General features: G+C 45.3%; 4 protein-coding genes. All 4 read right to left on the bottom strand.

Annotated elements, in window-relative coordinates; all coding sequences use genetic code 11:
* Positions 1-2: 2 nt before the first annotated feature.
* The 4 genes from MFF31_RS11520 to MFF31_RS11505 are packed head-to-tail and all read right to left on the bottom strand — an operon-like array spanning position 3 to position 14,638.
* Positions 3-800 (bottom strand): CPBP family intramembrane glutamic endopeptidase, encoded by a 798-nt coding sequence (locus MFF31_RS11520; RefSeq protein ID WP_238188126.1) that lies wholly within the window; start codon positions 798-800, stop codon positions 3-5.
* Positions 797-1,597 (bottom strand): CPBP family intramembrane glutamic endopeptidase, encoded by an 801-nt coding sequence (locus tag MFF31_RS11515; protein WP_238188125.1) that lies wholly within the window; start codon positions 1,595-1,597, stop codon positions 797-799. The genes MFF31_RS11520 and MFF31_RS11515 overlap by 4 nt, the downstream gene beginning before the upstream one ends.
* A 1-nt stretch (position 1,598) precedes the next feature.
* Complete coding sequence (locus MFF31_RS11510; protein ID WP_238188124.1) at positions 1,599-2,471, bottom strand: CPBP family intramembrane glutamic endopeptidase; 873 nt, start codon at positions 2,469-2,471, stop codon at positions 1,599-1,601.
* A 14-nt stretch (positions 2,472-2,485) separates the two neighbouring features.
* Complete coding sequence (locus tag MFF31_RS11505; protein WP_238188123.1) at positions 2,486-14,638, bottom strand: non-ribosomal peptide synthetase; 12,153 nt, start codon at positions 14,636-14,638, stop codon at positions 2,486-2,488.
* Between the last annotated feature and the right edge of the window lies 1 nt (position 14,639).

Genomic DNA, 14,639 nt, shown 5'->3' with positions numbered 1-14,639 from the left:
CCTTAGCTCTGTTTTGCAGTTTTCAGTTCCGTTACTGCCGTAAGAGTATACATACCTCTAATCATGGCGTATACATGTGCAAGTATTGCAGCCCCACTAACAATTGTAAGAATGAGCAGCATGTCCGATGGCCACTCTTTGATGAACGAAGAAACAACATACAAGGTAGCTGTACTGAGGATATGTGCAATTAATGATGACCACAATGATCCCGAAGTTACTCGAATAATGCCATAAATGACAGCTCCAAGTGCTGCAAAAAGACCAACCGTAACATTCATCAGTACAACTCCGAACAATATTGCCTGAAACAGTACCGACAACAATACGTTGAAACGTGTACGGAATACATGAAGCAACATTCCTCGGAATAACCATTCTTCTAATAGTGAACCAAGCAAGAGGCTGCCTAATACAAACACGAGAAAGCTTTCCCCGCCCGTTACAAAGCTCACTAATCCCGAAATCTCCGGGAAACCTTCCTTCATCCAGGGCAACTGTGTAAATACGGCAATGAAAAGACCTAACCATATGCCAGCTCCCGCACTGACAGTTAGTGAATTCGGGCGTTGAAACCCTAGATCACGGAAGCTAATTTTTTGAAGGCGTAGCAGTGGAATAAATAGAGCCAACACAATTGTGTTAGCTACGATGAGTAACGAAGCAGGATTATCCGCAAGCCAAGCATGAAACCCTTTATGGGTGATCCACCCATAAAGTGCTTCATTTGTTAACAGAACAACTCCCGCATAAATGATCAAATAAAGGAGCGCTTTTGCTATTACGATTATTATTTTCAAGCTTGAACCCCCTGGTGACGAGGCAGTGTCTTCCGACGATGATGATTAGCCCAATAAAGGCCACAGCCAATAATAAGAGCAGATATCGCCATAATTACACCCAAAACATCTACATTGCTTATTTTGGGACCATGATGCCAAAGGATGTATTGAAGTCCCTGACAAGCAACTTGTGCAGCAATCGGCGCCCAGATGGAATCAAACCATACATACAATATTGCAAAGATAACAGCTCCGAGAAACCCGTATAGTGTAAGTGGAATATCCAAGAAGAAAAACAATACGCCATACAAAACACCTTGAAGGATAATAGCGACCGCAAGCGGGAGTACCCTTCTAAATTCGTTAAGAAGCATGCCTCTAAACAATGTTTCCTTATAAATATTGCCTAGCAGTAAGAACACAAGAAATACGTACCATTCCGCTCTATTCAAGTAGTCAAACAACTCACGGAATTTATACTGGTCGGATTGAATGACTGGTAATTGTGAAAAAGCGAATGTAAATAACCCGGCTCCAATACCAACCAACAGGGCAATCGACACTGCTTTGCTATCCATTCTGTGGAATCGAGCTTCTTTAAACAGGCTTTGCTTATAGATCAATCTAAACGCAATATACATTAGAGGAAGTCCGATAATATCGTTGAGAATAATTACAACTAACGTGTTTTGCTGAAACCACGTGCTGAGTGGATAGATGTAATCAAAAAACAACTTATTTACAGTAAAAAACCAAGCGAAATAAATGCCTATAATGAGCGCAATACGCCCTAACGCCATTCCCCAACGTCTCATCTTATATCCCTTTTTCTGCCGTGTTCGGCTTTACTTGAATGGAATGACCAGCAACTTTCGTTCCTCTAAGCCATACAAACCACGTTGCCCCTAATAGGAAGAGCAAACTAATCGCAGTAAGGATATACAGCATAGGCTCACCCAATTTATTGAGAACCTCGTAGAAACCAGCATCCTTCAAAATAAAGATGAGACTCATCGCAGTCGTTTGGACGATAATTGGCGCCCAGAGTGTTGCGATTCGAATATACAAAATGGCGTAGATAATTCCTGAACCGAGGCCAATAAACGACAAGCTAAGGCTCGGTTGGAAATAAGCGTAGAGCAGTGCTTGCAAAATAAGTGCCCCAAACACTGGCATAACTGAACGTAATTGTCCGAATATTAATCCACGGAATAATATTTCCTCGTAGATCGGGGCAATAAGCCCCGCCCCGAGAATAACGTAAAAAATAGAATCGCCACGAATAAGGTCTTCTACTAAAAACGGAATCGATGGGAAATTCCGTGCAATAATATCAATTTCCATAAGTCCAATGCTGAATAAACAACCAGCAACACCCATTGCAAACATAAGACAAGCGTCCTTCAATGCAATTCGTTTAAAACCGCTAGCTTGAAACAAGGTTTGTTTATTTTCCGGCCATAGACTTCGCTTAATCCGGAACATCAACATGTAAACGAGCACAATAGCCGTGAAGAGCACTGCAAAAAACATTGCTGGGTTAATATCAAGAAACTTGGCGAAGCTGGCCGTAAATTCGTAATCATAGGTTGAGCGAAGTAAATAAAGAAAGGCGTAAAAGACACCGAGATAAATAGCGATATTCCCAAGCATGAACAAGATTTTTTTCACCGTGCTGCCCCTTTGCATCCTAAATTCTCCTCCTATTTGCCACTTACTCCAGACTTCGCCGACTCATGAAACTGGTGAACAGCCATCCGAATCAGCTTGACGTAACTTTCCGCCCAGCCCTTTACTTTTTCCTTATTCAAGCGACGTGCATTAAATTCAATTAGTGCAGTAACGTCTCTTTTCGTTCCAGATTGCCCTCCCGTAGTTAACGTCAGGACAAAATCAAACACTTGCAACAATTCCCCACCAGCAACAGGCATCTGTGACCTTGCACTATTCACAAAAAGCGGCGCCAATGTGTTACTATCCCGTTGAAGCCTAATTTGCTGCCAGTCGTACATTTCATTGCCATCATTTTCACCCCAAATTGATGCAGCAGAGCGCAAAAGATCTCCAAACTCTTTTACAGCACCAAAATCGATTACTAGCGGTGAAAATTTCCCGTTAGATCCCGCAACTGGAAGTCGAATATCATTAATTCCGGATTGTTGCTTCCAACTCAAGGCATATAATGCCAATGCTACATTTTCAACCGAAACTGATTGTGCAGCTGCCATTTCTACTAAACCTTCTGCCACATCTCCATCTAGTGAAAGTTGGAACGAACCCATTCGTTGTGCGGTATATTCAGCTTGAAAGTAGCTGACAGACATTGGTATCCCGCTCCATGCCCAGGTCCGAGATGCATCTGTCCTCGAACCCATATATTCCGCCAGCTTCGAAATTGTTGGATAGTTGAATAGATCCGTTACTTTCAATACACCAGGATATAGCTCATCTAGACGCTGATGGGCTCGGATGAGCAGGAGTGATTCCCCACCGACATCAAAAAAGTTATGATGTATGCCAATTTCTGCGAGGTTCAACAGCTCTCGCCAGATCGCAGCGATTGCCAATTCCGTCTCGCTGGATGCTGCTACGTATTGCACGCCTGTATTCATCGTATCGCTTGGTGCAGGCAACGCCTTCCGATCAACCTTGCCATTAGGTGACAACGGCATCTCAGTTAACTCCACAAAAGCAGCAGGAATCATATAATCGGGAAGAGATTTTGTCAGATGCAAGCGCAGCTCGGTAACCGTTACAGCTTCGTTAGCAACGATGTATGCACACAGCATCGCAGATTCCCTGTTCATTGCCTCGCGCATCACAACAACCGCTTCCTTCACTCTTTCATGAGCGATGATCGCATGTTCGATTTCACCACATTCAATACGGAAACCTCGCAATTTCACCTGATGATCGATACGACCCAAATATTCGATGTTGCCGTCTGGAAGCCATTTCGCTAGATCACCAGTTCGGTACATCACGCTGCCTGCTTCGAACGGATTGTCTACAAACCGATCCGCTGTCAGATCTGGCCGACCCAAGTACCCTCTCGCCAAACCTACACCAGCGATGCACAACTCACCTGCGACACCTATCGGCTGTAAGCGCATTGCATCATTTATGATGTATAAGGAAATGTTGTCGATAGGTTTACCGATAGGTAAACTTGTCATCGTCCCGAGCTCGTTGCAATCGTAATAAGACACGTCAACCGTCGCTTCGGTCGGTCCGTACAAGTTCACCAGCCTTGCACCAAACGGTTCTTCTAACTTGCTCTTGAAACGTTTAGCCTGATTAATCGTTAATGCTTCTCCACTTGCAAAAACTGTACGTAAACTATCCAGCCTTGCCGTTAATAAACTAGGATGCTCTAGAAATAAATGAAGCATCGATGGGACAAAATGCATCGTTGTCACTGAATGCTGAGCAATTGATGCGGCAATGATGCTTGGGTCCCTCTCTCCTCCAGGAGGAAGCAGACTTACCCTCGCACCAACGAAACTCCACCAAAACAGCTCCCAGACTGATACGTCGAACGTGAATGGTGTTTTTTGCAAAATCACATCCTGCATATCAAGCACATATTTGCCCTGCATCCACATTATCCGATTCACGACAGAATGATGTTCGATCATAACGCCTTTGGGCTGGCCAGTGGAGCCAGATGTATACAGTACATAAGCTAAATTTCGCGAGTTATGAATCTTCTCCACTGTCGTCCCATCCCGCTCACCATCTACTGCTCCCATTACATCTAGCCACTCAGCGGTCGCACCTAACCCGAAGGAATCTGAACTATTAGTTAGAACGATTTCCGCTCCCGAATCCTCGATCATATACAAAATGCGCTCTTTTGGAAGCTGAGGTGAAATTGGCATGTACGCTGCTCCAGCCTTCAACACACCATAGATTGCAATGAGCATCTCTACTGAACGCTCCATCATAATGGCGACAATGGCTTCACAACCTGTCCCGCGCTTTCGAAGCACTCTAGCCAGACGGTTGCTTTTCTCATTCAATTCGCCATATGACATCTCACCCGATTCATGTAGAACAGCAACCGTATGTGGTATCCATTCCGCTTGCGCCTCCAAATAACGTTCGATCGTCATGCTGCTAGGGTAAGGAGTAGTCGTATCATTTAATGCTGCGATTTGACTCGTTTCCTCTTCTATAGACAGCAGGTTAACATCTCGAAGCAATGTATTCGCATTTCCTACTGCTGTCTCAACTATGCGAACGTATCCATTTACCATTCGACCAATACTTTCAAAATCGAATAGTGCTGTCGCATACTCTACCGTAATATCCATACCATTACCGCGCTGTGCCAGCTCAAATGTAAGGTCCAACTTGGAAACAGCATTTGTCATCTGTATCGTCTCAAAGCGTAAATTATCGGTTTCTGTTTTTGGCGGCTCCATATTTTGCAAAACAAACATCGTATCGAAAATTGGATTGCGGCTGAGGTCGCGTGTTACATCGAGTGAACTGACAATATGCTCAAAAGGGAGCATGCTATTGTCTAGAGTACCTAGCACATTTCCCTTTAACTCCTCCGCAAATTGCTGGAACGTTCGCTCCCCAGAGAGCTCGCTTCGAATAGCAACCGTGTTGACGAACATCCCTACTAACGGTTCCGTACTCGGATGGAATCTTCCACCTACCGGTGTGCCAACGATAATATCCTCTTGTCCAGTCAGCTTATAAAGCAGTACATGGTAGCATGCTAGCAATATATGATAGGATGTTAGACCAGTTTGAAGCGCAAGTCGTTCAACTTTATTCAGCAATGATGGAGGAAGTGAGCTTATGAGCTTATTACCCTCAAAGCTATGCTCCGCAGGACGTTGCCTATCAGTCGGCAGATTCAGGAGTGGCAGCGTTCCTCCCAGAACTTCCTTCCAGTAGCGTTCTTCACGATTCCGTGCTTCACTCTTCATCCAATCCTGCTGCCATACAGCAACATCCTTGTATTGAATTGAAAGAGCTCGAAGCTCTACTCCTTCGTACAAAGCAATAAAGTCGCTAGCCAATACGGACATCGATATGCCATCTGATACGATATGATGCATGTCGAGCAGCAGCATATGATCCTGAATGCCATCGGTCATAAGGGAAGCTCGAAGCAGCGGCGCTTGGCCTAGATCAAATGGAATAACAAAGCCTTCTAACCATTCCGTTCCATCTATTCGATCTGTCCTTCTTATGCTTGCCTGCAAGGCAAAATGCTCATGTATATGCTGCACTGGCACACCGCTTTGCCATTCGAAACTTGTTCGAAGCGGCTCATGTCGGTCAACTAGTCCTTGCAGTGCAAGCTGCAATCGCTCAACGTCTAGCTCTCCGCTTATTCTGAGTGCGAGCGGAAGATTATATGTCGTACCTTCCGGATTCATATGATGCAGGACAAACAATCTATTCTGCGCCAGTGACAATGGATAATGAGCTTGCTCACTCGCTTTTCGAATAACTACAGCCCTTTTCCTAGGAGCCGCTTCGATGAAAGCTGCCATCTCCTCAAGGACCGGATAAGCAAAAACATCCTTTAACGAAAAGGCTATCTCTAACTTCTGCTCTACTGCACCAGCAAGCTGAGCTGCGCGAAGTGAATGTCCGCCAAGCTGGAAGAAATGATCGGAAGCACTTGGCTCCGGAACGCCAAGCACAGCTCGCCATAGCTCAGATAGCACTTTTTCCGTCACGCTGCTAGGCTCTCTTCCACTTGCTGATTCAGCAAACTGCGGCTGTGGAAGTCGGTTGCGATCGGTCTTGCCGCTTGCATTAAGTGGTAGCGCCTCCATAATGACGAACAGCGATGGAACCATGTATTCGGGCAGCTTGCGCTTTAGCGAATCCTTCAGTTCTCGTTCATCTAATGAACTCCGGGTTGCAAGGTAAGCACATAATACTTCATCCCCTGCACGATCCTTGACCGCCACGACTACAGCATCAGAAATTGCATCCATCTGTAATAACTCGTGTTCGATTTCACCACATTCGATACGTAGTCCTCTGATCTTAACTTGATAGTCGAGTCTCCCCAAATATTCGATTGTGCCATCAGGAAGCCATCTTGCGCGATCCCCCGTCAAATACATGCGCTCGCCCTGTAGGAAAGGATCATCAACAAACTTCTCGTTCGTTAACTCCTCACGATTCAAATAACCTCTTGCTAGACCTACTCCAGCAATGCATAACTCTCCAGTCATGCCAATAGGCTGAAGTCTGCGCTTCTCATCCACAATATAAAGTCTTATGTTATGAATCGGTGATCCGATAGGCACAGAGCCTTCCGTATAACGAGCGCAGTCATAGTAGCTGACATCAACTGTTGCTTCCGTTGGACCATATAGATTAATAAGCTTTGTATCCGCTTCTCCATCGATGAGCAATTGATAAAACTGGGTTACATGTGCTGGCTTAAGTGCTTCTCCGCTCGTAAATATGTAACGCATGCTGCTGAATATACCCTCTGGGTTTGCTGCAGCTCTCTTCGCATTGTCCGCTTCCCCAGCGTATTGCAGAAACACGCCCAACATCGATGGAACGAAGTGCATAACGGTTACACCTTGCTCCTTCATCGCCCTCAGCATGACTTGCGGTTCCTTCTCACCATGCGGGTCTAGTAAATAAACAGAAGCACCGATGAAGCTCCACCAGAACAATTCCCATACCGATACATCGAATGTAACTGGTGTCTTTTGCAAAATGACATCCTGCTCGTCAATCGGATACGCTGTTTGCATCCAATTCAAGCGATTGATGACTGCTCCGTGCTCGATCATTACCCCTTTGGGCTTGCCCGTAGAACCAGAAGTATAAATGACATAAGCTAAATTATTCGGACCAGCAACAGGCACAAGTAGCGAGCCATTATCAGTCGTCAATGAACCATTAGCTGAATGCCCTGCTTCTCCATGCTTATCTAAATGATCAAGAACGATAAGTTCACCTTCGAACGGAAGGTTATTCTGCCACTTCTGCTCCGTACATAATAGAGTTGCACCACAATCGTCCAAAATATAGCGAATACGATCTTCCGGGAACTCTGGATCGATCGGTAAATAAGCTCCTCCGGCTTTCAAAATGCCCATAATACCGATCATCATCGAAAATGAGCGCTGCGCTGCAATTGGTACGATGGTATCTGCGCAAACTCCCTTAGACCGAAGGAGTAAAGCAAGCTGGTTCGCACGATCATTGAACTGACCGTAAGTAAGCGTCCCTTCACTTCCTCGCACAGCAATACGATCTGGTGTCTTGCTCGCCTGCAGCTCGAACCAACTATGGATCGTTTGGTCCTTCGGAAAGTCATGTGCAGTCTCATTCCATTTCGTAAGAATGAGAGACTCCTCCTGCTTCGTTAACAACGCTATCGTTGCACATTCCAAAGCGGGATCGCCCGCTGCTTGCTCTAGCAAATGTAGCCATCGCTCCGCCAGTTGCTCCATTGTGCTCTTTTGGAACAGACGGGTATTGAACTCAAGTTCGCAACGAAGCCCTCTTTCACCTAGAAGATACAGGTCTAGCTTGAAATCCAGCTTAGACGTTGTATTTCGGCCAATTGTAACTGGCTGAACTCCCCATGCTTTACCTTTATCCTCAAAATCATCTTCGAATTGGTTGTGCAGAATTAGCATCGTATCAAATAAAGCATTCCTCGAAGGATCAAACGAAAGCTGTGCCGCTTCCAACATCTTGTCGAAGGAAGCATCCTGATGCTCGTAAGCGTTTAGCAAATGATGGTGTGTTTCTTTTGCAAATTGTGCAAAGGTTGTTTCGCCATTAACGGTAAGCCGAATAGGTAGGAAGTTGTTGAACATACCTACCATTTTTTCCGTATCAGGATGAGTTCTTCCCGCCGTCAAAGCCCCAATAACTAGTTCATTCTGCTCCGAATACTTCTGCAAAAGTAAAGCATAAGAAGCAAATAATAAACTGTTTAAACTTAGTCCCATCGTATTCGACAACTCTTGTAAACGAGCTGTAAGTGCCGGGGACAACGGAAACGTAATCGTTTCTCCACCGAAAGATTGACGATCTCCCCGTGGATAATCAAGCGGCATATTTAACAATGGGAGTGGTCCAGCTAGTTGCTCACTCCAATACTGATTGCTAGCAACCATCCGTTTCGTTTCTTCTTGCGAAGCACGCCATGCCGAATAGTCCTTATATTGAACGAATGACCCCTCAATTGAGGCCCCCTTTAGAACTTGGGCTAGCTGCTCTATGATGAGTCCCATGGATATACCATCAGCAGCGATATGATGCACATTTAGAAACAGATAGCTCGTCCCCGCTACACTTCTAACGAGAAGCGCATCGAGCATGGGCGCCTTGTGTAAAGGCAACGGCTGAACAAAAGCTGCAAAGAGCTCCTTTAGGTCAGCTTCCTCATCAGCTACATCACTTACATTACTTACTTCACTGAGCTTAAAGGTAACCTCTTCATGCACAATTTGACGTACTTCACCATCAATGAGATGAATAAATGTTCTTAGCGGCTCATGGCAATTAATTATGGTTAGTAGTGCTCTCTCAAGCTCTTCATGACTAACAGGCTTAGTCAATTGCAGAGCAAGAGGAACATGGTACGCAATGCCGACATCACCAAACTGTTCAATTAAGTAGATTCTCTGCTGAGCTGGGCTAATCGGATAGGAGATGGCATTAGAAATGGGAATAATCGGCTCATAACTTTCAGTTACGGCCTTATCCATCCATTCAGCCTGTTCTCTTACTGTAGGCCGTTCGAAAATTGCCTTAATCGGCATTCTAACTCCACATTGCTTATAAAGCTCAGATACTAACACTGAAGCTTTAAGCGAATGTCCACCATGTTCGAAGAAATGATCGCAAGCTCCGACCCGCTCTACCCTCAGTACTTCTTGCCAAATTGCAGCAATCTTGACCTCTGTAGAAGTTGCAGGTACAACATAAGACGCAGACTTCCATGCACCATATGCGGCGAAATCAGGTTCTGGTAGCGCTTTCTTATCTATCTTTCCGTTCGAAGTTAGCGGAAGCTTCTCCAGCCTGACGATCGTTGCAGGTATCATAAATGACGGTAGTTTACTACCCAATTCTCCTCGCAGTTTATCCGCTGACAACTCACCATCCGCCACAATGTATGCACATAACAGCGGATCATTATCCCTATGCTTCAAAGCGACAAGCGCCTCTCTAACTCCTTCGCATTGGAGCAACTTGCTTTCAATTTCACCAAGCTCAATTCGGAAACCGCGCAGCTTCACTTGTGAATCTCTTCGGTCAAGAAACTCTAAGTTACCGTCCGGCATCCATCGCACTAGATCGCCTGTTTTGTAAATAAGCTCACCTTCCCAGAATGGGTGTGGAACGAATTTATCAGACGTCATATGTGGTAGATTTAAGTAACCAGCAGCCAAGCCATCACCAGCAATACATAACTCTCCACCTACAAGAACAGGGAGAAGCCGACCCTTATCATCCAAAATGATTGCTTCCGAATGTCCGATTGGCCTGCCGATTGGAATAACTGTGGCATCCCGATCAAGTGTCATAATAGGATAACAAGTTGCAAACACGGTTGTTTCCGTTGGACCGTAAACATGCAATAATACACCTGGGCCAAGCGCCAGAAAGGCTGTTCTAACATGGGATACAGATGCACGCTCACCGCCGAATAACACATGCCGAACGGACGACAGCTCCTGAAGACCATGATCAACTAATGTATTGAACAGCGCTGTCGTTGCAAAGAAAACAGTGACACCTTGTTTAACAATAAGCTCAAGTAAGGCATGAACATCCAGCACGTCAACCTCACCCGGCATAACAAGCTTCGCACCATTTAGCAACGCACCGAACAAATCAAATGTAGAACCATCGAAAGCATAGTTAGAAAGTTGTAGCAGTGCATCTTCTTCTGTCAGTTGAATGTAGTCTGTATCCACTGCCACTCGTATTACATTGCGATGCGTTGTAATTATCCCTTTTGGCTGTCCTGTCGAGCCTGATGTGTACATGATATAAGCCGGATCAGTAGCAACTGCCTGTGAGGGCAAATTAGAGATATCCTCCTTCAGCCATTCCTCTCGACTTGCGTCCATATCAATCACTTCAACAGATAGCGACATTCCGCTAACGAGCTCACGACATATCTCTGCTGTTGATCCGCAAGCTAGTAGAACAGCAGCACCACTATCCTGCAGCATGAAGCGAATACGCTCCGCTGGATATTGAGGAGAGATAGGCACATAAGCAGATCCTGTTTTCAAGGTGGCAATGATAGCGACAGGAATTGCTATCGATCGTGACAGCACAAGTGCAACACGTGAACTTGGATGTACACCATGACGAAGCAGCAAATGCGCCAGTCTATTCGCCTCTTCATTTAGCTCCAGATAGGTCATCACATCGTTGTTGAATACTACAGCAGGAAGATGTGGAGTCCGATTGGCTTGTTGTTCGAATAATTGACTCAGCGTTATATCCCTCGGATATCCCGTTCGAGAAGCCGTTCCTAACTCTTTAAGCAATTCCATCTCTGCTAAATCATGCAATTCAACCTCAGCAAGCGGCATTTCCGAATACCGAACGATATTTCGTGCTAATGTTACATAATGGCGAGCGAGCTGGCGTATAGTTGACGAACTATACAAGTCCAACGAGAACTCAACGGATACAGCAATTCCGTCCTCTTTCTCCACACACTCCCACGTCATGTCGAATTTAGCTGATCCCGTATCCATCGGTACAGATCGGAACGTAACATCCTTCGCTCTGAAATGAGGCAGCTCCATATTTTGCAAAGTAAATACGGTATCGAATAATGGATTGCGTCCATATTCCAACTTCGTCCCTGCAAGCTCTACAATTTCTTCATACGGAATATCCTGATTTCCAAGCGAATCCAGCACTTTAGCACTGACTTGGCTCATCCACTCGGACAAAGGCATCTCGTTATTTCCCTGTAGCCTGAGGGGAACCATGTTCACGAACAGTCCGACAATTTGTCCCATCTCTGCACGGGTTCTACGTGCTGCTGCAGTACCAATTACAACATCCTGAGCACCTGTATATTTGGACACTAATGCGTAATAGATTCCGATTAAAACCGTATATAAAGTGCCTCCAGTGCGTGAAGCGAGTTCCTTAAGCTCCGCTGTGAGGTCTCTATCCAATTCAAATCGTTCTATCTCTCCACGATAGCTGGCATTAAGTGGTCTAGAGAAATCGGAAGGTATGTTCACTACCGGCGCACCATCTTGGAACTGCTCCAGCCAATAGGAACGTTGTCGCTCCATACGATTCGAATGTTTCGTCCTTTCTTCCCAGCCGACGATATCAACGAATTGCAGCGGCAATGGTGGAAGTTTCTTGCCATCGTATAGGTCAACAAATTCACCTATGAGTAGTCCCATAGAGGTGCCGTCCGTAATGAGATGATGCATATCGAACAATATAAGGTGACGATCCTGCCCCAATGAAACCAGCTCCACTCGGAAGAGTGGAGCTTTCTCAATGTCGAATGGTTTTAGAAACGAGATCTGTCTGTCCAACAATTTATCTTCTGAACACTGACTTCCGTCAAAGTAGCCTATCGGCAACGAAACTTCCTCAGCTATCGTTTGCCGGACTCCATCCTCCGTCATCACAAATGAGGTTCTTAGAGCATCGTGGCGCTCAATTAGATTCCGCCAAGCTTGCTCAAACTTCTCCTGATCGAGTTCACCCTCTACGTGAATGGAATGCGGGAGATGATAACTTAGCAACCCGGGATTCATTTCTTCTAAAACAAACAATCTCTTCTGAGCTGAGGAAGCCATGTAGTTTTCCATAGATGGCAACTTCTCAATTCGCTGGCTTCTTAGTGGTATTGAGGTATTCTCACTTATTGACTTATCAATAAAAGCTGCCAACGTTCGGATCGTCGTATGCCTAAATAAATCCCCCAGTGTGATATCTGCTCCTAATGAGTCTTCGAGCCGAGCAGCCACGTATGCAGCTTGCAATGAATTGCCGCCAAGCTCTAGGAAGTGATCATCAATTCCAATCGATTCCTTCTTGAGCACATCTTGCCAGATTGAGTGCAGTACACGCTCGGTGGCAGTATCAGGAGGTACAAGACTTTCAGTCATAACTTGTGATACAGAAGCAGCGACAAGTTGCTCTAACTCCGAAAGTATGGAGGCAAATTCTCCTTCTCGCATACTTTCCGCAAGTGCATACCGTTGAATTTTGCCAGACGTCGTCTTCGGAATGCGCCGTACAGGAACAATAAGGCTCACTTGAAGACCTGTCTTCCGATTGAGCAGCCGCTGGATATTATCCTTGATAGATAAGAAGTTAATGAGCTTACCTCTGTACTGCACAAATACAGCAATTTCATCCTGCTTTGTCGTTTCATCTTGTACCGCACAAACTGCTGTCTTACCAATTTCAGCGCCTTTGATTTCACTAATTAAAGCTTCAAGGTCATGAGGATACACGTTCTGTCCATTAGCGAAAATAACATCCTTCATTCGCCCAGTCACATATAACCGACCCTCTTGCATGAAGCCGAGATCACCCGTATTCAACCAACCTTCCGGTGATATGATGACCTCATTAATATCAGGACGATTAAAATAACCACTCGTAACATTGCTGCCTCTTATATGCACAATGCCAACTATTCCATCGGCAACTTCTACTCCGGATTCACTACAAATCTTTAATTGGCATTCCGCTACAGGAAATCCAAGCTCCACGATTTCAATACTATCGGATTCGCCGGCTGATGCCGTTTGTATTGAATTTCCGATCCCGACACCTTTTCTGTTCAGAATCAGCGAGTGGAGCCGCTCCTCCACATGAGGGAATGTCACAGCCAAACTTGCTTCGGCTAGTCCATAAACAGGAAAAATACATTGCTCACGAAGCCCGTAACGTTCCATTTGACCCGTAAAATCTCTACAATGCACCGCAGATATTGGTTCAGCACCGTTGAAAATTAGGCGTACACAAGACAAATCCCAGTTTAAAGCTCCCTCAGGCTTAAAGTGCTGAAGAAAGTGTACATATCCAAAATTCGGCGAAGACAGACAAGTAATCCGATTTCGATTTGTTATTTCCATCCACTTCATTGGATGAAGGACAAACATCGATGTCGGCATCTGCCACTGATTCATTCCTCCAAGAATAGGTGTCAGGTGGAAGCCAATCAAGCCCATATCATGTGTAAGCGGCAGCCAGCTTAAGGACGAATCCGCTTCAGTCGAATGTGCACCTTCTATGATCGCCCGCATATTGGAGAGCAAATTTCCATGTGTTAGCACAACACCTTTAGGGTCACCTGTAGAACCTGAAGTGAACTGGATAAATGCAACATCATCTTCATTGGCATCATACATGATTCCCGGATAATTAGGGTCAACATCGCACTCCATTAGTTCTTGAATAGGCAACATATTCTGCCCGAGCTGTTCCGCAGCAGAATCCTCACCATTCTTCTTGCAATAGGTCAATATCGATTCCAATATATCCGGCTCACAGAGTAAATAAGGCTCACCAAGTTGACTCTTAACCTGCAGCAGCTTCCTCCGGCCTTCATCAGTACGACCAGCTGTCAGTGGAATAGGAATAATTCCACCTAATACGCAAGCCCAGAAAAGCACAATAAACCGTTCGTTATCTTCGGTCTGTAATATGACGAAATTCCCAGTACCCACACCTCTATATTGCAATTGGCCAAGCACCTTTTGCGCCTTTTGCAGCAACACGCTATATGACATAAATCGTTCGTTACCCGCTTCACAAAACGTAATTCCAGCTTCGCCTTCAAAACGTGCGGACAGTACTCCCGATAGATTTCGGATTCGGTTCATA

Source organism: Paenibacillus sp. L3-i20 (genome assembly GCF_022180385.2).
Lineage (GTDB): Bacteria > Bacillota > Bacilli > Paenibacillales > Paenibacillaceae > Pristimantibacillus.
The sequence above is the reverse complement of the archived record's forward strand: the minus strand, read 5'-3'. Positions and strand labels throughout refer to the sequence as shown.

Excerpts from the sequence above, each read along its gene's own strand:
- MFF31_RS11515 (WP_238188125.1), bottom strand. The coding sequence starts at position 1,597 with ATGAGACGTTGGGGAATGGCGTTAGGGCGTATTGCGCTCATTATAGGC.
- MFF31_RS11510 (WP_238188124.1), bottom strand. The coding sequence starts at position 2,471 with ATGCAAAGGGGCAGCACGGTGAAAAAAATCTTGTTCATGCTTGGGAAT.
- MFF31_RS11505 (WP_238188123.1), bottom strand. The coding sequence starts at position 14,638 with ATGAACCGAATCCGAAATCTATCGGGAGTACTGTCCGCACGTTTTGAA.